Origin of the sequence: Erwinia sp. SLM-02 (genome assembly GCF_037450285.1) — a bacterium.
GTDB lineage: Bacteria > Pseudomonadota > Gammaproteobacteria > Enterobacterales > Enterobacteriaceae > Erwinia.
Genome location: NZ_JAQISN010000002.1, coordinates 554421 through 574255 on the forward strand (window position 1 = coordinate 554421; position 19835 = coordinate 574255).

Annotated in this window: 15 protein-coding genes and 1 tRNA gene; 8 read left to right on the plus strand and 8 right to left on the minus strand. The window is 56.4% G+C overall.

All coding sequences use genetic code 11. The features are described 5' to 3' along the window. Positions 1–33 precede the first annotated feature (33 nt). A complete protein-coding gene (locus PGH32_RS15780; RefSeq protein ID WP_337894508.1) occupies positions 34–2457 on the plus strand; it encodes a fimbria/pilus outer membrane usher protein in 2424 nt (807 codons plus the stop codon). A gap of 94 nt (positions 2458–2551) precedes the next feature. Here PGH32_RS15780 and groL read toward each other — a convergent pair whose 3' ends face one another. The 3 genes from groL to PGH32_RS15795 all read right to left on the minus strand — a co-directional run bounded on the left by groL (position 2552) and on the right by PGH32_RS15795 (position 5227). Then, positions 2552–4198, minus strand: a complete 1647-nt coding sequence (gene groL / locus PGH32_RS15785) for a chaperonin GroEL (RefSeq protein ID WP_314417601.1) — start codon at positions 4196–4198, stop codon at positions 2552–2554. Positions 4199–4245: 47 nt separating this feature from the next. After that, the gene (locus tag PGH32_RS15790; protein WP_105592113.1) at positions 4246–4539 is read right to left on the minus strand and encodes a co-chaperone GroES; all 294 of its coding nucleotides are present in this window, start codon (positions 4537–4539) and stop codon (positions 4246–4248) included. A gap of 226 nt (positions 4540–4765) precedes the next feature. After that, a complete protein-coding gene (locus PGH32_RS15795) occupies positions 4766–5227 on the minus strand; it encodes an FxsA family protein (protein ID WP_314417599.1) in 462 nt (153 codons plus the stop codon). Positions 5228–5685: 458 nt separating this feature from the next. Between PGH32_RS15795 and aspA the strand changes: the two genes are divergently transcribed. From aspA to PGH32_RS15820, 5 genes are all read left to right on the plus strand, one after another. Next, on the plus strand, positions 5686–7116 hold the full coding sequence (aspA, locus tag PGH32_RS15800) for an aspartate ammonia-lyase (protein WP_105592115.1): 1431 nt from the start codon (positions 5686–5688) through the stop codon (positions 7114–7116). Positions 7117–7239: 123 nt separating this feature from the next. Next, a complete protein-coding gene (locus PGH32_RS15805; RefSeq protein WP_314417593.1) occupies positions 7240–8541 on the plus strand; it encodes an anaerobic C4-dicarboxylate transporter in 1302 nt (433 codons plus the stop codon). A 178-nt stretch (positions 8542–8719) separates the two neighbouring features. Further along, the gene (locus PGH32_RS15810; RefSeq protein WP_443112791.1) at positions 8720–10585 is read left to right on the plus strand and encodes a protein-disulfide reductase DsbD; all 1866 of its coding nucleotides are present in this window, start codon (positions 8720–8722) and stop codon (positions 10583–10585) included. 64 nt (positions 10586–10649) lie between these two features. Continuing rightward, positions 10650–11228, plus strand: coding sequence for a division control transcriptional repressor DicD (gene dicD / locus PGH32_RS15815; protein ID WP_314417589.1), 579 nt, complete (start codon positions 10650–10652; stop codon positions 11226–11228). A 110-nt stretch (positions 11229–11338) separates the two neighbouring features. Then, a tRNA-Phe gene (locus PGH32_RS15820) sits at positions 11339–11414 on the plus strand. A gap of 330 nt (positions 11415–11744) precedes the next feature. On the opposite strand, the gene PGH32_RS15825 is transcribed toward PGH32_RS15820, so the two are convergent. The 4 genes from PGH32_RS15825 to PGH32_RS15840 form a co-directional block, all read right to left on the minus strand. After that, positions 11745–12560 carry a TonB family protein gene (locus PGH32_RS15825; protein WP_314417586.1) on the minus strand — a complete coding sequence of 272 codons (816 nt, stop codon included), beginning with the start codon at positions 12558–12560 and terminating at the stop codon, positions 11745–11747. 211 nt (positions 12561–12771) lie between these two features. Then, positions 12772–13680, minus strand: a complete 909-nt coding sequence (locus tag PGH32_RS15830) for a DUF4880 domain-containing protein (RefSeq protein WP_337894510.1) — start codon at positions 13678–13680, stop codon at positions 12772–12774. 20 nt (positions 13681–13700) lie between these two features. Beyond that, positions 13701–14213 (minus strand): sigma-70 family RNA polymerase sigma factor, encoded by a 513-nt coding sequence (locus tag PGH32_RS15835; protein WP_314417582.1) that lies wholly within the window; start codon positions 14211–14213, stop codon positions 13701–13703. 160 nt (positions 14214–14373) lie between these two features. Continuing rightward, a complete protein-coding gene (locus PGH32_RS15840; RefSeq protein WP_337894511.1) occupies positions 14374–16881 on the minus strand; it encodes a TonB-dependent receptor in 2508 nt (835 codons plus the stop codon). Between the two features lie 739 nt (positions 16882–17620). Here PGH32_RS15840 and PGH32_RS15845 point away from each other — a divergent pair. Beyond that, positions 17621–18331 carry a flagellar brake protein gene (locus tag PGH32_RS15845; protein ID WP_314417577.1) on the plus strand — a complete coding sequence of 237 codons (711 nt, stop codon included), beginning with the start codon at positions 17621–17623 and terminating at the stop codon, positions 18329–18331. A gap of 96 nt (positions 18332–18427) precedes the next feature. Continuing rightward, positions 18428–19141 carry an EAL domain-containing protein gene (locus PGH32_RS15850; protein WP_337894512.1) on the plus strand — a complete coding sequence of 238 codons (714 nt, stop codon included), beginning with the start codon at positions 18428–18430 and terminating at the stop codon, positions 19139–19141. 33 nt (positions 19142–19174) lie between these two features. Here the strand turns inward: PGH32_RS15850 and PGH32_RS15855 are convergent, their stop codons facing one another. Further along, entirely contained in the window at positions 19175–19825 is a 651-nt protein-coding gene (locus PGH32_RS15855; RefSeq protein WP_443112792.1) for a fimbrial protein, read from the minus strand. Between the last annotated feature and the right edge of the window lie 10 nt (positions 19826–19835).

Below are 19835 nucleotides of genomic sequence, written 5' to 3' on the forward strand. Positions count from 1 at the left end.
GGGATTTTGGCCGCACAAAACGCCCAGGATGGCGTGTTAAAAAAATCTGGAATTCTGACCAGTACGTTACTCCTTGTGATTGTGTTCAATTACGCCAAACCGGCGGAAGCCAGCAGCCAGAAAGAGAGCACTGATGAAAACTGGGACATGGTGGCGCTTAAGCGCCGCGGTATCATCTCTGAAAACATGGATACCCTTGATGAATTAAATGCCATACCAAAAGGTCTGAATCTGGTTGATATCACTCTGAACGGTAACTTTGTTGGGTCGTTTCAGATTCAGGCTAATGACCAGGGCACGGTATGCTTTACTCCCGAGATGTTTGAATCCCTCGGCTTAATCCCACCCGAAGTCATCAGTGCAGCAGATTGCTACGACTGGATTGGTGAGCACCCCGACGCCAGCATCGCCTGGCAGCCTGAGACACAGACGCTGAGTATTGTGGTGCCGCCACAGTGGCTGCAACAAGACGATCTGGCGGCAGAATCCGGCGGTACGGCTGCACACGTTAACTATAACTCTTTCACCAACGTGAATACGTTTAAAGATGGAACTCAGCGCTACAGTTGGTTATCGCTTAACAGCGGCATCAATGTGTCCAACTGGCTACTGCGCAGCCAGCAAAATATTCAGGACGAACATGGGAAAATCACTGCCGCGGTTAACTCAACCTATCTGGAGCATTATTTCGGCAGCCTGAATCGCATCGTACAGGCAGGTGAGATTAATGCGCAAAACACGCTTTTTTCCATCGGCTTACTTAAAGGGGTGCAGCTATTTCCTGACGGCATGCACTCGGATCGGGCTGACGCCAGCGGAGTAGAGATTGACGGCATCGCAAACACGCCTCAGGCACGCGTCGAAGTTCGTCAATACGATCGGCTGATTTATAGCACCTTAGTACCTGCCGGGCCGTTTCATCTGACCAACATCCCCGTGCAAAATGTTAATGCAGAACTTCAGGTCACGGTGGTTGAAACCCAGGGCGAAACCCACCAGTTTGTTGTTCCCGTCACGCAGCTTGCGGCGGCATCACAACCGGCACCGCAGGGATACAGCGTGGCGATGGGGAAACTGAAAAACTATTCTGACAGCGGCAATGTTCCGGCATTACTGACGATGAACCATAACTGGCGCCTGCTAAATCGCTGGTCGTTACGTTCCGGGGTACTGTTTAGCGACAACTATCAGTCCGTGGCCGCTTCGGTAAGCGGTAGCCCTGAATCAATGACGGGTCAGTCATTCCACCTGCAGGCGCTGCTGGTGCAGAATCGCTATCAGCATAATCAAAGCGTCCAGCTGCGTGCTTACAGCAATCACGATCTGGGCAATAATCTGTCATTGTCTTTGGGCGTAAACAAGAATACCGCAGGCTTTTTAACGTTAGTAGAAGCCGCAAGCCACACCAGAAGCCGTAAGCATGACTACTACAGCAGGGATAATCTGGAAGTCAGCGTGGGCCTTGGCTGGACGACAGACTGGCTTGGAACGCTGTCGGTCAATCACACTCGGTCAACAACGTATTCCGATGAAGGGACCTGGCGTTATTACATGATCAACTGGAATCGACGTTTCAGTCATGGGCTACTTCTGACGGCCAGTGCCGCTCACGGCAGCGGGGGCACAAGGAACAATAACAGCGTGAACATTAATTTTAGCTGGCCGCTGGGTGAGAAACGCTTCCGCCATTACTATCGCGCCTACGATCGGCGACGCCTGCCAGGCACCAGCGTCAGCATGCCGTTGAACAGCCAGAGTGAATTGCAGCTTGCCGTAGAAGAAGAACAGAGCGAACGTAACCGGTCTCTGCAGGCTTCACTTTCCAACGATTTACGCTATACCAATGTGAATCTTAATCTGCTGGTGGATAACAAGCACTATCGCAACTACAGCGTCAGCACCAGCGGAAGCGTGGTCGCCCACAAACGGGGCATCACCTTCAGTAACAATCCCGTCCAGAGCACCTACGGCCTGATCAAACTCAGCGATCCGCTTGCAGGTATCCCCGTTAACACTCCGGGGGGAACCGCCTGGACAGACTGGCGCGGAATGGCAGTGATCCCCTCGCTGGCAGCCTGGCACGATAACGCCATTGATATTGATGTCGAACGGCTTCCGAAAAATGCGGATGTCTCAAACGGGCACCGCACCCTTCGCCCCGCATACGGTACGGTCAAAACCGTTAATGTCGCCATGCTGACAGGCACGCGGTTGTTAATGACGATCTCGTTGGCCGACGGCCGGCTGTTGCCAAAAGGCAGTACCGTCTGGGACGATCGGAAAATTGTCGCTGAGGCAGTCGATGATGGCGTGGTGTTTATAGAGAATGCGGCAAACGAGGGGCAGTTACATGTCAAAGTTAATCACTCGACCGAGCAGTGTGACATCCGATACCGGTTGCCGCCCGACGACGACCCGGAGAGCCTGTATCAACAACTCGCGCTCACCTGTGAGTAACCCTGAACCGATCGTACAAAGTAAAACGCCCGGTAAGGCGAACCTTACCGGGCGTGGCTACTTTCCCGCCTGCGGCGGTCAAGTGGGGGAGGAATTACATCATTCCGCCCATACCACCCATGCCGCCCATGCCGCCAGCACCGCCTAAATCAGGCGCGTCGCCTTTTGGCAGGTCGGTCACCATGCATTCGGTGGTGATCATCAGGCCAGCAACAGATGCCGCGTACTGCAGAGCAGAACGGGTCACTTTAGTTGGGTCCAGGATACCGAAGTCGATCATATCGCCGTATTCTTCAGTCTGTGCGTTGTAGCCGTAGTTACCTTCACCCGCTTTCACGGCGTTGGTCACGACAGACGGCTCTTCACCGGCGTTGGCAACGATCTGACGCAGAGGTGATTCCATTGCGCGCAGCGCAACTTTAATACCCACGTTCTGGTCTTCGTTCTGGCCACGCAGTTCCAGCAGCTTAGAAGCCACGCGAACCAGCGCCACACCACCACCGGCAACCACGCCTTCTTCTACCGCAGCACGGGTCGCGTGCAGGGCATCTTCAACGCGTGCTTTCTTCTCTTTCATTTCAACTTCAGTTGCTGCGCCCACTTTCAGTACGGCTACGCCGCCTGCCAGTTTCGCTACGCGCTCCTGCAGTTTTTCACGATCGTAGTCAGAAGTGGCTTCTTCAATCTGCTGACGGATCTGAGCAACACGGCCAGAGATGGCTGCTTCGTCACCGGTACCATCGATGATGGTGCTGGTGTCTTTGTTGATCACAACGCGCTTAGCCTGACCCAGATCTTCCAGGGTGGCTTTTTCCAGTTCCATACCGATCTCTTCAGAGATCACGGTACCACCGGTCAGCACAGCGATGTCCTGCAGCATAGCTTTACGACGGTCGCCGAAGCCAGGTGCTTTAACCGCAGCCACTTTCACGATGCCGCGCATGGTGTTAACCACCAGCGTTGCCAGCGCTTCGCCTTCAACATCTTCCGCCACGATCAGCAGTGGTTTACCGGCTTTCGCTACGGCTTCCAGTACTGGCAGCAGCTCACGGATGTTAGAGATTTTTTTGTCAGCCAGCAGGATGAATGGAGATTCCAGCTCGATGGCGCCAGTTTCTGGCTTGTTGATGAAGTAAGGAGACAGGTAGCCGCGATCGAACTGCATACCTTCAACCACGTCCAGCTCGTCCTGCAGGCCGGTGCCTTCTTCAACGGTGATAACGCCTTCTTTACCGACTTTTTCCATCGCCTGAGCGATCAGTTCGCCCACGGTTTCGTCGGAGTTGGCAGAAATCGTACCAACCTGAGCGATCGCTTTAGAATCAGAGCAAGGAACGGACAGTTTTTTCAGTTCTTCAACGGCTGCAATAACGGCTTTGTCGATGCCGCGCTTCAGGTCCATTGGGTTCATGCCAGCGGCAACTGCGCGCAGGCCTTCAGTGATGATGGACTGAGCCAGTACGGTTGCAGTCGTGGTACCGTCGCCCGCAGCATCGTTAGCTTTAGAAGCCACTTCTTTCACCATCTGAGCGCCCATGTTCTCGAACTTGTCTTCCAGTTCGATCTCACGCGCAACGGACACGCCGTCTTTGGTGATGGTCGGTGCACCAAAAGATTTATCCAGAACCACGTTACGGCCTTTCGGGCCCAGGGTAACTTTTACTGCATCTGCCAGTACGTTCACACCGCGCAGCATTTTTACGCGAGCGTCATTACCGAATTTTACGTCTTTAGCTGCCATTTTATAATTTCCCTTAAATTCGTTACGTTCAGTGAGTTTCGCGTAAATTACGCTTCAACAATCGCCAGGATGTCGTTTTCAGAGATGATCAGCACTTCTTCATTGTCGATCTTCTCGGTTTTCGCGCCGTAGCCTTCGTTGAAAATCACCACGTCACCAACTTTCACGTCCAGCGGCTTCACTTCGCCACTTTCCAGGATACGACCGTTACCTACAGCCAGCACTTCGCCACGGGTCGATTTGCCCGCTGCGGAACCGGTCAGCACGATGCCGCCTGCAGATTTAGATTCAACTTCTTTACGCTTAACAATCACACGGTCGTGCAGTGGACGAATTTTCATTGATAGCTCTCCTTTGAGAAGTCCAATCAGTCTTTTGGGATGAATGCCGGGCTTCGCTCGAAGCTGGCCTCGTGACGGAAGAGATAAGGACGGAACAACCCCCTTTCAAGGGCTAGAAAATATTTTTTTTGCTTGTGCTTCCGTTCGCCCATTTTTTAAACACCGTAAACCATAAAAAACGGCGCGAACATCCGTCCGCGCCGTTGGGTAGGGTTATGCCAGTCGACTAACGTTTATCATCACGGTCGTCATGTTCAATCAGCTGACTTTCTTTACGCTCATACTCGCCGTCGACGGTAAACCCCGCCCCGGTACCGGGACGCGCGCCGCCCCAGACGCGCAGATGCGGCATCAGTTTCAGCGTCAGATGCTTCTGCACCGGCGGCAGTAACAGCAGCAGGCCAATGAAGTCGGTGAAAAAGCCCGGGATCAGCAGCAGGAAGCCCGCCAGAATCAGTGAAACGCTCTTCACCATTTCGGCAGCAGGGCTTTCACCCGCGTTAAGTTTTTGCTGCATCAGCATAAAATTCTTCATCCCCTGGTTTTTCACCAGCGAGATACCAATGCAGGAGGTAAAAATCACCAGCAGCATGGTGAACAAGACCCCAAGCACGTGAGCGACCTGAATAAAGAGCGAAATCTCGATCCAGACCAGCACAAAAACCACTAAGAACGGTAACCAACGCACCGTATTCTCCTCTGTCAGTGGCCGTCCCGCTGATGGCAGGACGGCAGAAAATGGCGATCCTGAGGACCGATATTATAGAAGATGGGAGCGGCATACCCCGTTTTCAACTATAAATGTGGAAATTCGTCCCCCCACATCTTTTGCCGCGGCGATCACATATTATTGAAGATGTTTGAAATGGCACACGCTTTAAGTGATCTGGATTACGTCTTTTAACTGGTAACAGAATATGATCGTGCCTGAGCGGTCACGAACGGATAAAATACGGCTCAGGGCGTTTAACGCCACGATAATCCCCGGTGACCTGATTCCGAGCTGGTTATTGTTGCTGAAATTCGTTGTACACGGACCGTGCGCAGGATCTACTCCGTGCTGACGAAACGATCGGTACCGGTTGCCAGAGAAGGCAGGCGCTTAAATTGTGAAGATTTCCCGGCAGTTCTAACAAGAAGGTTCTCATGGCTAATAACATTCGTATCGAAGAAGATCTGTTAGGTATACGTGAAGTTCCGGCGGATGCTTACTACGGTGTTCATACTCTGCGTGCGATTGAAAACTTCTACATCAGTAACAGTAAAATCAGCGACATTCCCGAATTTGTCCGCGGCATGGTGATGGTGAAAAAAGCCGCCGCGCTGGCCAACAAAGAGCTGCAAACTATCCCACGCAACGTCGCCAATGCGATCGTCAGCGCCTGTGATGAAGTGCTGAACAACGGCAAATGTATGGATCAGTTCCCCATCGACGTGTATCAGGGCGGCGCGGGAACCTCGGTCAACATGAACACCAATGAGGTGCTGGCCAATATCGGCCTTGAGCTGATGGGCCACCAGAAAGGCGAGTATCAGTACCTCAACCCAAACGATCACGTTAATAAATGCCAGTCCACCAACGATGCCTATCCCACCGGTTTCCGCATCGCGGTATACAGCTCGATCCTCAAGCTGCTTGATGCCATTGCCCAGCTTAGCGAAGGCTTCCAGCGTAAAGCCGTCGAATTCCAGACCATCCTGAAAATGGGTCGTACCCAGCTGCAGGACGCCGTGCCGATGACCCTCGGCCAGGAGTTCCATGCCTTTAACGTGCTGCTGAACGAAGAGATTAAAAGCATTCTGCGCACCGCTGAACTGCTGCTGGAAGTGAACCTTGGCGCGACCGCCATCGGTACCCGACTGAATACGCCGGACGGCTACCAGCAGCTGGCGGTGCAGAAACTGGCTGAAGTCAGCGGGCTGCCGTGCGTACCGGCGGAAGACCTGATTGAAGCGACCTCCGACTGCGGTGCCTACGTCATGGTCCACAGCTCGCTGAAGCGCCTGGCGGTGAAGCTGTCGAAAATCTGTAACGACCTGCGCCTGCTCTCTTCCGGACCGCGCGCCGGCCTGAACGAGATTAACCTGCCGGAGCTGCAGGCAGGCTCTTCCATCATGCCGGCCAAGGTCAATCCGGTGGTGCCGGAAGTGGTCAATCAGGTCTGTTTCAAGGTGATTGGTAACGACATTACCGTGACCATGGCCTCCGAGGCGGGTCAGCTACAGCTGAACGTGATGGAGCCGGTGATTGGCCAGGCGCTGTTTGAGTCCGTCCATATTCTGACTAACGCCTGCTACAACCTGCTGGAAAAATGCGTCGACGGCATCACCGCCAACAAAGCGGTATGCGAAGCCTACGTGTTTAATTCCATCGGTATCGTCACCTACCTCAACCCGTATATCGGCCACCACAACGGCGATATCGTCGGTAAGATCTGTGCCGAAACCGGTAAAAGCGTGCGTGAAGTGGTGCTGGAGCGCGGACTGCTGACCGAAAGCGAGCTGGATGACATTTTCTCGACCCAGAACCTGATGTTCCCGGTTTACAAAGCAAAACGCTACACCGATGAAAACTAAAAATAAGCGATTTACCCAATAGCCCTTTTAAGGCACGTCAGTTCAGCGAACGACGTGCCTTTTTACTTTCCACGGTCTACAAATCATTAACAACTTATTATCAGTAATTTAAGGAGCACATAGATGTTGCTACCCGAGCTTGTCGTTGTCCTGCTGGCTATCTACCTGGGTGCCCGTCTGGGGGGGATTGGGATTGGTTTTGCCGGTGGTTTAGGCGTGCTGGTGCTTACCCTGGGGTTCCAGATAAAGCCCGGAGCCATACCCTTTGACGTCATTGAAATCATCATGGGGGTGATTGCCGCCATTGCCGCGATGCAGATCGCCGGCGGGATGGATTACCTGGTCAACCTGGCCGAGCGGCTGCTGCGTAAGCACCCGCGCTATATTACCTTTCTGGCACCGCTGGTCACCTACGGTATGACGCTGCTGGCGGGGACCGGCCATACCGCCTTCTCCACCCTGCCGGTGATTGCCGAAGTGGCTAAAGAGCAGGGCGTGCGCCCTTCCCGCCCGCTGTCGATCGCCGTGGTGGCCTCACAGATTGCCATTACCGCCTCACCGATTTCCGCCGCTGTCGTGTTTCTGGCCGCGCTGCTGGAGCCGAAAGGCGTCAGCTATCTTGGGCTGCTGGCGGTGGCCATCCCCTCAACGATGGCCGCTATTTTTGTCGCAGCGCTGGTGACCAACTTCCTTGGTAAAGAGCTGAAAGACGATCCGGTGTACCAGGCCCGGCTGGCGAAAGGCGAGGTGACGCTGCGCGGCGCCAGCGAATTTAAAGAGAAACCCGGCGCGAAGCTGTCCGTGCTGCTGTTTTTAATCGGCATCGTGGCGGTGGTGTTTTACGCCACGGCCATCAGCGACGCCGTCGGTCTGATCCAGAACCCGGTCCTGCCGCGTAACGAAGCAATCGTCGTATTTATGCTGACCGTCGCCACGCTGATCTGCCTGGTCTGTAAGGTGGATACCGGTGAGATCCTCAGCGCCAGCACCTTCAAGTCCGGTATGAGCGCCTGCGTCTGCGTGATGGGCGTTGCCTGGCTGGGGGATACGTTTGTCAAAGCGCATATCGGCGATATTCAGACCGTTGCCGGCGAGCTGCTGGACAGCTATCCGTGGATGCTGGCTATCGTCCTGTTCTTCGCCTCAACGCTGCTCTATTCCCAGGCCGCCACCACCAAAGCGCTGATGCCTGCCGCACTGTTGCTCGGCGTGTCGCCGGTCACGGCGGTGGCCTCTTTCGCGGCGGTATCGGCGCTGTTTGTGCTGCCGACTTACCCGACGCTGCTTGCCGCCGTTGAGATGGACGATACCGGCTCCACGCGTATTGGCCGCTTCGTCTTCAACCACTCATTCCTGATCCCCGGCACCCTGGCGATTATTCTCTCCGTGGTCTTCGGCTTCCTGATTGGGCATTTAGTGCTGTAGCCCTGGCTGCTGCGGGCCGAACGCCATCGTGCGCGGCCCGCGCACCACCATCGACATCATCCTGAAAAAGCCATCCCCGTATTGCCATGCTATTATCTGCGTTTGCCGTACAAGGAATAGCCGACAGCGCCGCTTTCCGGCCTGTTTCAGCCCCGAATGGAGAGAGCAAACGCCCGTTATGATCCCACGAATTTTGACTTCTTTTTTACTGCTGCTGTGTACCCTGTTCAGCATCAGTTCCAGCGCATCGCTTTTCGGCCAGGGCAGTAACGGCCAGTTTGTGCCGGTTAATCAGGCTTTTGCTTTTGACTTCAGTCAGCAGGAAAACCAGCTCACTTTGAGCTGGCAGATTAAGCCTGGCTACTACCTTTATCGTCAGCAGATCCATATCAACGTGCAGAACGCCACGCTGGCACCGTGGGCGCTGCCCGCCGGCAAGCCGCATGAGGATGAGTTCTACGGCAAAACCGAAATCTATCCGGAAAACCTCACGCTGCCGTTCACCATTCAGCAGGCGGGTAGCGGAGCGCAGCTTACCGTCACCTATCAGGGCTGCGCCGCCGTCGGATTCTGCTATCCGCCGGAAACCCGCAGCGTGCCGCTGAGCGCAGTCTTCGGGCAGGAACCCTCGTCCGTACCGGGCGACTCCGTCACGACGGCACCGGCTGAAGCTTCACCTTCCGCAGCCAGTACCCCACCCGTTGCAGAAGCTTCACCTCTCGCAGCCCGTTCTCCGTCCGCTATTGAAGCGCCACCTGCCGCAGCCGGTAACCCCTCCGCGGTTGAAAAGCCGCCGGCCGCCTCCAGCACGCCGTCTGAGGAGCCCTCCTCGCTGCCGTTCTCCCCGCTTTGGGCGCTGCTGATCGGCATCGGCGTCGCTTTTACCCCCTGCGTGCTGCCGATGTACCCGCTGATTTCCGGGATTATTCTCGGCGGCAGCCGTAAATTCAGCCTGGGCCGCCTGTTTATGCTGGCGATGATCTACGTTCAGGGCATGGCGCTGACCTATACGGTGATGGGCATTATCGTGGCGGCAGCCGGTCTGCGTTTCCAGGCCGCACTGCAGGCCCCTGCCGTACTGATCGGCCTGTCGGTGCTATTTATCGTGCTCGCCCTGTCGATGTTCGGTCTGTTTACCCTTCAGCTGCCTTCCGCGCTGCAAACCCGCCTGACCCTGTGGAGCAATCGCCAGCAGGGCGGCTCGCTGCCCGGCGTGTTCCTGATGGGCGCCCTGGCCGGATTAATCTGTTCCCCCTGCACCACCGCACCGCTGAGCGCCATCCTGCTGTACATCGCCCAGAGCGGCAATATGCTGGCGGGCGCCGGGACGCTCTATCTCTATGCGCTGGGGATGGGCCTGCCGCTGATCGCCATTACGCTGTTTGGCAACCGTCTGCTGCCGAAGAGCGGCCCATGGATGCAAACGGTCAAAGAGGGCTTCGGCTTCGTGATCCTTGCCCTGCCGGTTTTCCTGCTGGAGCGGGTGGTCGGGGACGTCTGGGGGCTACGGTTGTGGAGCCTGCTGGGCGTCGCCTTCTTTGGCTGGGCGTTTATCAGCAGCCTGAAGAGCCAGCGCGGCTGGCTGCGTGTGGTACAGGTGACGCTGCTGGCGGCGATGCTGATTGCCGCCCGCCCGCTGCAGGACTGGGCGTTTGGCACGCCGGCCAGCGCAGTGGCAGATGCACACCTTAACTTCCAGCGCATCAGCAGCGCGGCGCAGCTCGACCAGCAGCTACAGGCCAGCGGTGGCAAAATCACCATGCTCGACCTCTACGCGGACTGGTGCGTGGCATGCAAAGAGTTTGAGAAATACACCTTCAGCGACAGGCAGGTACAGTCGGTGCTGAACAGCATTCAGCTATTGCAGGCGGACGTCACCGCCAACAGCACCACGGACAGCGCCTTACTGCAGCATTTACAGGTGCTGGGGCTGCCGACTATTCTGTTTTTCGATGCCGGCGGTCACGAGATCCCCGGTTCGCGCGTAACCGGGTTTATGAAGCCGGATGATTTTCTTAAACATTTGCAGAAAGTGTCACCATAAACAACACTAAGGTCTTAAAACGCATCCCTGACCCCGTCAGTGCGGAACAGAAAAGGAGAGCCCATTGCAGCGTGAACAAGTACTCGAGCATGCCCTGAATATCCTCGAGAGAGACGGACTCGCGGCCACCACCTCCCTGACGATGCTGGTAGGCGAGCTGGACTGTTCGGAAGAAGAGATCCGGCGCTTCTGGCCCGATCGCGAAGCGTTACTTTATGACGCCCTGCGCTACCACGGCGATCAAATCGATGTCTGGCGACGCAAGCTGCTGCTGGATGACAGCCTCAGCGCCGGGCAAAAACTGCTGGCGCGCTACCAGGTTCTGGAAGACGCGGTAAAAAATCAGCGCTATCCCGGCTGCCTGTTTATCGCCGCCTGCAGTTTTTATCCTCATGCCGACCATCCGATCCATCAGCTTGCTGAACAGCAGAAGAAAGCGTCGTGGCAGTATACCCACGAGCTGCTGGCTACGCTGGAGGCGGATAACGTCGCCCTGGTCGCTCATCAGATGGAGTTAATTCTGGAGGGCTGCCTGTCTCGTCTGCTGGTTAAACGTAAGGTGCAGGAAGTTGAAATCGCCCGCAGGCTGGCGGAGGACGTACTCGCTATTGCCATGTGCCGCAAAAACGGCGCGCTGTCCTGAACACCTTTTGCGCCATCAGAGCAAAAAGCAGGCAGTCAGCGGGGATTCAGGTATTTTTTATGACAAAGCCGTTGACGTCGAACGGCCATTACGGTTTAATGCGCCCCGTTGCCCGAATAGCTCAGTCGGTAGAGCAGGGGATTGAAAATCCCCGTGTCCCTGGTTCGATTCCGGGTTCGGGCACCAAAATTAAAGAACCCGCCTCACGGCGGGTTTTTGCTTTCTGGGACTCCGGTAGATTTCTTTTGTCTTAGCCACATACCGCGACTTTGCTACTTCCATCCAGCCTGAGCATTTCTCTCACACAGTTACCCGCCTTTCGGGCCGCTGTGACGTTGCCTGCCACACCTCAAATTGCCCATACACCCTAAGTTACGGCCTCCCGGGCTACCATCCTGAAAGTGCTTTGACACATTCCCTGCACGTCAAGAAAACGATGAACCCACAGCCAAAAGCGGGCGCTGCTACGGTGGTGTGAATCTGCTGCGCAGCGGTAAGCGTTGTCGGCGCTTTGGACTATTTGCGCGCTTCTTTCAGGTCGAAGCGCACCGGGAGGCTGATGCTGACCTCGGCCATGCCTGCGGCCATCTCCGGCGGCGGCGGCGGCACCGGCGACGCGCGCAGCGGTAATTCGGTGGTTTCCCGATCCAGCGAGCTGACGCCGCTTGAGTGCAGCAGCTTCACCGCCAGCACCCTGCCCTGACGGTCGAGGGTAATGCTAATCTGCGCTACGCCCTGCCGCTGCTGGCGCAGCGCGATCGCCGGGTAGCGCTTGTAGCGGCTGAGATGCGCCAGCAGTTCGCCGCTCCACGCCGAGGCGTTGCGGCTGGGCTGGGCTGCGGCCTGGTTACGCGGGGCGGCAACGGTTTTTCCCGCCATCGGTGGCGGTGCGCTGGTATCCGGCGCGGCCGCCGCGCGGGAGGGCGGGTTCGGCAGCGCCTTTTCCACCGGACGCTTCGGGGGTTTCTGCTTCTCCACCGGAGTTTTGTCAGGCTGTGCGGCGGCGGTCGTACGGTGAATCAGGGCGTCGGGCGCCTCCGTCAGCTGCGGCGCGGTCTGCCGGGTTGGCTCGGCCTGCGCGGCGATCGCCTGCACCTGGCGCACGCCGGTCGGCCTTTTCTCGCTGTCCGGCACCGACTCGGCCTGCTCGGCGACCGCCAGCAGCAGCATCGGCTGTGCGGCGGGCAGCGGCGGCGGGGGCGCCGCACGGTAGCTCAACCACAGCAGCAGCGCGCCGTGCAGCGCCAGGGTAAGCAGGCCGGCCGCGGCCCGGCGGCGCTGCTGCCGCGAGGCGGGAAACGGGCTGGAGGGAAGGACGGAGTAAGCGATCATAAGCAGCGGTACCCGGATTGGCCGTGAAAGGTGCCCGATATGCCGGAGAACAATCGGGGGATTACCCTGAGGTCACCCGAGCGGAGAGAAACGGGCAGAACCGCGCTGAATTATGGGGTTATTTATCTTAAATTCTCTTTATTGTAGTTTTATATTCTTCCATAAATATTAACACCACTTTTTTTGAGCGTATTCTTCTGTTGATGGCCGGCTACGAGATGCTGATGAAGTATTTCGACAGCGAGCTGACCTGAACCGGCAGCGTGCCGGGCAGCGAGGCGATAATCCGATCGGTGTCAGCGAGCGGGAAGGCGCCCGACAGCCGCAGGCCGGCGACCTGCCGATCGCAGCGGATTACGCCGCGCCGGTAGCGCGCCAGCTCGGCGAGAAAGTCATCCAGCCGCATATTGTCGGCGTACAGCATTCCCTGCTGCCAGCCGGGTTCCCCGCTCACCCTGCCCGCTTCGCGGAAACCGCTGAGATTCAACCGGCCGCTGTAGCCCGCGTTGAGGGTGGAGCGCCGGCCATCCAGAGGCGTGACGCTGAGCTGGCCGTGATAGACCGCAAGCTCGCTATAGTCGTCGCGCAGCCGCAGGCTGAAGCGGCCGTTGTGCGCCTGCACGCTGCCCTGCGGCAGCGACAGCTGCAGCGGCATGCCCCTGCGCGGTGAGGCGACCAGTATTTCGCCCTGCAGCAGGCGCAGCTGCGGCAGGCTGACGTTCACCGCGGTCTGCGTGTTCAGCAGCAGATCGGTGCCGTCGCTCAGCATGACCCGCCGCTGCTCGCCGATCGCCGTGCGGTAGTCGGCCTGCCACGATCGCCAGGGCATCGTCCCGGCACCGACCGCGCCGATCAAACCGATGCCGGCCGCGCAGCGCAGCAGCCGACGGCGCTGCGGGTTAGCGACCGTCGACAGGCTGCGGTGCGCCGCCTCGCCGTTCAGCAGCGAGAACTGCGAGGAGAAGCGGCTGATATGCTGCCAGGCCCGCGCGTTTTCCGGGCTGGCCGCCAGCCAGCGCTGCCAGCCGTCCTTATCCTTACCGTCCGCCTCTTCCGACATCAGCTGCGTCAGCCACGCCACCGCCTCGCGTGCGCTCTGCGGGTCAATCTCTTCAGCCATCGCGCCCCCCTCCGCCGTCATCACGCCGACAGCGCAAAGAAGCAGTGCAGATTGGCGCGCTGCAGGTACTGTTTCACCGAGCTGCTTGATACGCGCAGGCGTTCGGCAATATCGCCGTAGCGCATGCCCTGCAGGTGCGCCAGCAGGAACGCTTCGCGCACGTGCGGCGGCAGCCCGTCCAGCGCGCGGTCGAGCTGCTCCAGCATTTCAATCGCCTGCTGGCGCACTTCCGGCGAGGGGATCGCCTCTTCCGGCAGCTCGGCGAGCGCCTGCAGGTAGTGATCTTCAATCTTTTTACGCCGGTAGAAGTTGGCGACCAGGCGACGTGCCACCGTAGCCAGGAACGGGCGCGGCTCGCGGATAGTCAACAGCTGCGGGCTGAGCAGGATGCCGATAAAGGTATCCTGCGCCAGATCTTCCGCATGGGACGGGCAGCTAACCCTGTTGCGCAGCCAGCTGCACAGCCAGCTGTGATGCTCAAGGTAGAGCTGTTCGGCAAAACCGTGGGACGCTGCGGTCTGTTTCCTCGCCATGCAAAACACCCGATAGTAATGATAGTGAAAATAACAATCATTATTATTTAGATAATGTAAATGGCGTGTCAAGTTATTGCTGAATTTTAACGCGCTTTACCCCGGTATGCGGCAGCGCGTGCGGTTCGGGGGCCGCTGTGGCCCCCGCTGGGAGGAAGGTTTAGAAACGCTGGCTGACGCTAAACTTGAAATTGCGGCCGACGCCGGAAACCGATTCGCCGAGGTACGGATAGTAGTTGTGGTTCAGCAGGTTATCGACGGTGACCCGCGCCTCAAGACCGCGCCAGAAGTTTGGCTCCCACGAAGCGAACAGGCCGTACAGCGCGTAGCCGGAGGTTTTCGGCAGCGCCCAGACCGCCGCCTGGGGATCGCCATCCACCGGCGAGCGGTCCTGCTTGCGCACGAAGTCGCCGGTTACGCCGAAGGCCAGATTCGCCTGCGGCACTTTCAGGCCAAGCATCGCATGCGCGGTCGTCGGCGGGATTTCGGCGATCCATGTTTCATTGCCCCACGGGTCGCGCGGTGAGCCGTCGCGCTTACCGCGAATCGATGACAGCGACAGGCTGCCGAACACGCTTTCGCTGTCGTAGAACGACTCAACCTCGAACCCTTCAATGGTGTAGCCCGGCAGGTTGCGGTAGTTGGAGAGCGGCTGGCCGCAGCTGCCCTCTTCGCACAGCACGCCGCGACGGTAGAAGATCTCGTTCTTTCCGCGGTTGCGGAACAGGGTGGTGCGGATCTGCAGGCTGTCCTTGTCCAGCAGCAGGTCGTTGAAGTCCAGCACCGCGCCCAGCCGGATGCCGGTAATGCGCTCCACCTGCAGATTGCGGCTGGTGCCCGGCACGCTGGAAGCGGCGGACTGCACTTCGTACTGCTCGTCGATCACCGGCGCGCGCCAGGTGCGGCTGACGTCGGCAAACAGTGAGACGTTACGCGTCGCCTTCCAGATGGTGCCGAGGTGCGGCGACCAGCCGGTGTAGGTCACACTGCTGTAGTCGTGGCCGGCCAGCGGATCGCTGTCGTTATAACGCGGCGCGAGGTTCGGCCGTCCGGTGTTGGTGACGTGGTCGTAGCGCAGGCCAGGGGTGATAGTCAGGTCGCCGTAGCTCACCGCGTCCTGCAGGTAGACGCTGCGCGTCTCCTGTTTACCCGCCGGCATATAGTAAGGCTGGAAGTAGCCGTAGTTGTAGCTGGCGTTGGTCGCGCCGGACGGGTAGTACATCAACGTATCACGGTCGTGCTTGTGCAGCTGCATACCAACCAGCAGCTTGTGCTCCAGCGGCCCGCTGCTGAACTCGCTCACGTTGCTGACGTCCAGCTGGCGGTCGGTATAGCTCACCCAGCTCTCGTTGCCCAGCGTGCCGAGATAGCTGGACTGCGAGGCGGAATCAGGCCGCCGGTCGTGCTGCTCGGTTTTCGAATAGGCCAGCGCCACGGTCAGATTGACCAGCGGCTGTGACTCCGGGGCGAGGTTCCACTTCGCCGAGTAGTTGCTGTCCTTCTGGTCGCGGTAAACCAGAATGCGACGCCAGGCCTCCTCATAGCCGTAGCGGTCGATGTTCGCCTGGCTCGGTGCGGCGATGTCGTCGCGTTTGGCGGCAAACGGCTGCCAGCCGTCGGATTCGGAACGCATCGCCGAGAGGGTCAGGGTCTGCGAGTCGGTCAGATAGAGGTTAGTTTTCAGCAGGTAGGAGGTCTGATCGTTCTCAGAATAGGCGAAGCGCGTGCCGTCCGGGCGCTTGATGTTACCGCCGTCGCGGCGACTGGCGTACAGCAGGCCGTCGGCAAATCCCTCCTCGCTGCGGCCGTACAGCGCGCCGCTGTAAGTGCCCTGACGATCGTTGGTGTGGTAGCTGTATTTCAGCAGGCCGCCGAGATCTTCACCCGGACGCAGCATATCGCCGGCGTCTTTAGTTTCCATCGTGATGGTGCCGCCGAAGCCACCGTTGGCGTTCTGAATGTTATGCGGACCCTTGTCGACGCTCACGCGCTTCAGCAGCTCCGGCTCAATAAATACCGAACCCTGGCGATACTTTTCGAAGCCCTTTGGCGCGCCGTCCAGCACCACCTTAACGTCTTCCATGTCGCCCATGCCCCAGATATTCAGGCTCTGCCCACCCGGACGGGGCGAACCGGCCATCGACACGCCCGGCAGCTTGTCGAGCAGGCTGGCGACGTTGTCGGCCTGGATGCGGTCGATGTCCTGCTGGTCAAGCGTGGAGCGCCCGGCGGAGGTACTGTCGGACAGCCCGGCGACCACCGACAGCTCTGGAATGGCGAGAACCTGTTCCGCCGCGCTGTCGACCAGCCGGTAGCCGCTGTCAGTCTGTTCAGCGCGCAGGCCGCTGCCGGCCAACAGAATGTCCAGCGCCTGATCAACGCCGTAGCTGCCGCGCACGCCGGCGCTGTTTTTCCCGCGGGTCTGCTCCGGGGTGAAAATCAGGATGACGCCCGCCTGGCCGGCGGCGCTGCGCAGCGCCCCCGCCAGATCCCCGGCCGGAACCGAGAAGGTCTTCGCTGCTGGCTGCTGCAGCGTCGCGGACTGCGCCAGCGCGCCAACGGGCGCGACGGCGGTGGCGGCCAGCAGGCCGGTGATAGCAATAGCAAGGCGACTACGGCCAGAGGCGGCCCCGGCGCGCGTCGGGCGGACTGTATTTTTTATGGTCATTACGCGGTTCCCTGAAGGTATTGAATCGAAAGCTCATCAAAGAGGTCACGCGAGGGGAGAAATCGGGCAGAAAAAAAAAGAAATTGCCGATGAACGCCAGTTTGTCGACCTGGCGTAATCCCGGCTCCGGTACGGCGAGGAAAGGACAATCGTTTCAGAATCATGAAATTAACGTCACAGCTTTAAACCTTATTAGCCGCTATTCTCCCGGGGGGCTGACTTCAGGGGGGGAACACTCGCCGGACCATACGCAGGAGAATTGAGCGGCACAATAAAATACGCTTTCGACCTGCGGCCCGCAGGTGCGATGCGCCTCATCACGGCTATTATCTGTCAGAAATTCTTCATTCAAAAATACGACAAACATCACGCGGCCAGTGGGATTGAAAAATTGAGCCTGAGGTAAAAACCCTACAATTCACCCCTCCCTCTCAGTACAAAATAAAAAATAGAACAGAGCACCCGTGGCTTATTCACCGTAACAAACGCGCTACCAAAAGTGTGTTTATCATTGGTTTAAACAACACAACAATAACCACATAATAAATAAGTGTTATTTTAAATTATATGACATGGGAGAATAAACAACCAAACTGTCAAGTACCTGTTAATTGTCTTCATCTATTATTTAAACATTAACAATAGACGACCCTCACAATCTCTTGCACTAAGTGGTGATTTTTTCCTATAGGATAAAGACCAAAATGGTACTAAAAAAAATAGCATGAGAGGATATGGAATGTCAGTGGGGATCTTAAAAGAATCAAAGTATGAAATACTGGCCATCTTGAGAGAAGAGTGCAGAGTTAAATCTGAAATAGACATTAACCATAAAGGAGAACTGTGGTCCGCGAATATTAAAAAGGTTGATTTCTCATGTTTTTATATTAATCCTGACGATTTGGATTTTCCAGCCATTGCTGATAATACAATGTTTTCCTTTGTGCTGCACAGTCAATTGGGAAAAATTGAATTTAGCGCAATGCTAAACGCTGAGTATGACCCTGAAAACACCACTAATGCCCTTGCTTTTTTTTTACCTGCTGGCATCAAAATTTCACAGCGGCGATTAACTCAACGCGTGCGCGTAAAAAATGATTTCGGTTTTTTTTGCTCCGGCCGCCATAAAAGTGGCGAGAGCTATAAATGCACAATCAACGATCTCTCTGAGGGAGGATGTTCATTTATATCCGAATCATTCAAAAAAAAGTTCATGGATAAAGGAATGGCATTAGACAATGTGGAGATTTCACTTGCAGAATACGGTATTATTGTCGCCAGCCTGAAAGTGGTTAATGTGACCCCGGTTTATCAGAACCGTTCTCACGAGCGGAGTGCTTTTCGTATCTCCTGTAAGTTCAACTATAAAAACCCCGACACAAAAAAATACATAGAGGATATCGTTTTAAAAATAACCGTCGATCAAAAGCTGAAGGCCAGACGATTTTAGTAATCCCTGCTTTACAGATTTAATAACCTGTAGCGTATTCTGATTGTCATTGCCGCCGGCGATGACAACTCAAATAAAAACTGACACCGGAATATAATGAGCAATACGATGCTTAACGACACGTTATCTCGTAACGACATAGCCATTCGCTATGTCTATCAGAAGATGTTTTCTCCCGAGGGGAAACTCGTTGCCGTTGAATGCCTGAGCCGCTTTGACCTGAGCGCCGTCTCGCCAGAGTATTTTTTTCGTAATGTAAACAATTCACTACGTGAAGCTATTTTTATCGAACAGCTGGCGCAGGCAGAGCAGCACCACCGCTGGTTCCTTGAAAATGGTGTTTTTCTCACCATCAACATTGACGATCATACCCTCTCGGTGATTCAGCGTGAGGATATCGCGGACAGAATTGAAAAGTTAAGCCACGTCCATTTTGAGGTGGCTGAATACTCAATGAGTTTACTGAACCAGGCCCTGGCAAACCGGCCGTTTCCCTTAAACATCTCATTATGGCTGGATGACTTTGGTTCTGGTCATGCCGGTATCAGTGCCATCCGCGGTTATCACTTCAATTATGTCAAAATTGATAAACAGTTTTTCTGGCACCTGATGAAAAAGGACCACGGACGCCAGCTGATGGCCACATTAATTACTTTTTTATCGAAAAATAATCATCGGGTGGTAATTGAAGGCGTAGAGAATGAAGAGCATAAGCGCTGGTTAAACGGCATGGAGTGGTTCGCGATGCAGGGATTTTACTGGCAGGAAGTCAGTATCGAACAGCTAATAAAAGAACCGGTGACTCTCTGATATGCCGGAAATATCCGGCATTATTTAGAGGGGTTAATGATAGTCCAGCTCCAGCGTTGCCAGGCTGCTAATCGGGCCGCTGGTGACCTGCTGTGGAGCGGTCGTCACGTAGCCAATATAGTAGGTTAATATCCCACGGCTCACCGATTGGTCCTGCATTTGAACCTGATTTTGCTGTGGATCGGCCGGAACAATTCTATTTTCCGCCGCCAGCGTACCGTCGCCATTGGTCGCCAGAGCCAGATAAATATGACGGGCGCCATCGGGTAAAATATTCTCCAGATAATCGGTATTGGCGTTATTCACCGCACTAATTCCCACGCCGCTTATCCATCGCACGCTGACCACCGGCAGTGGCATTCGCGCATCGTCTCCGACCGGATGGTTAAGCTGGCATTTTGACAGCTCCAGCGTGAAGGCCTGCGGTTTCATAAAGGCGCCCGCCCCGCGCTGATGAACTTCGCTCAGGCTGACCGGCGCCAGCCAGATATTTCCGCTGCCGGCGTTATTGCTGCCATTCAGTGCCACGCTGCATGATGTGTCGCTGACGCTGCCGCGAAAATCGATGCGCCCGTCATCATAGAAGGGTGTCTGACCCGGGGCTGAGAAAACGGTTAAAGCGCTACCCACCAGAATCATCTTAACGATCTTTTCTATCGTTAAATGCAATACGGATTCGCTCATATTCACCTCG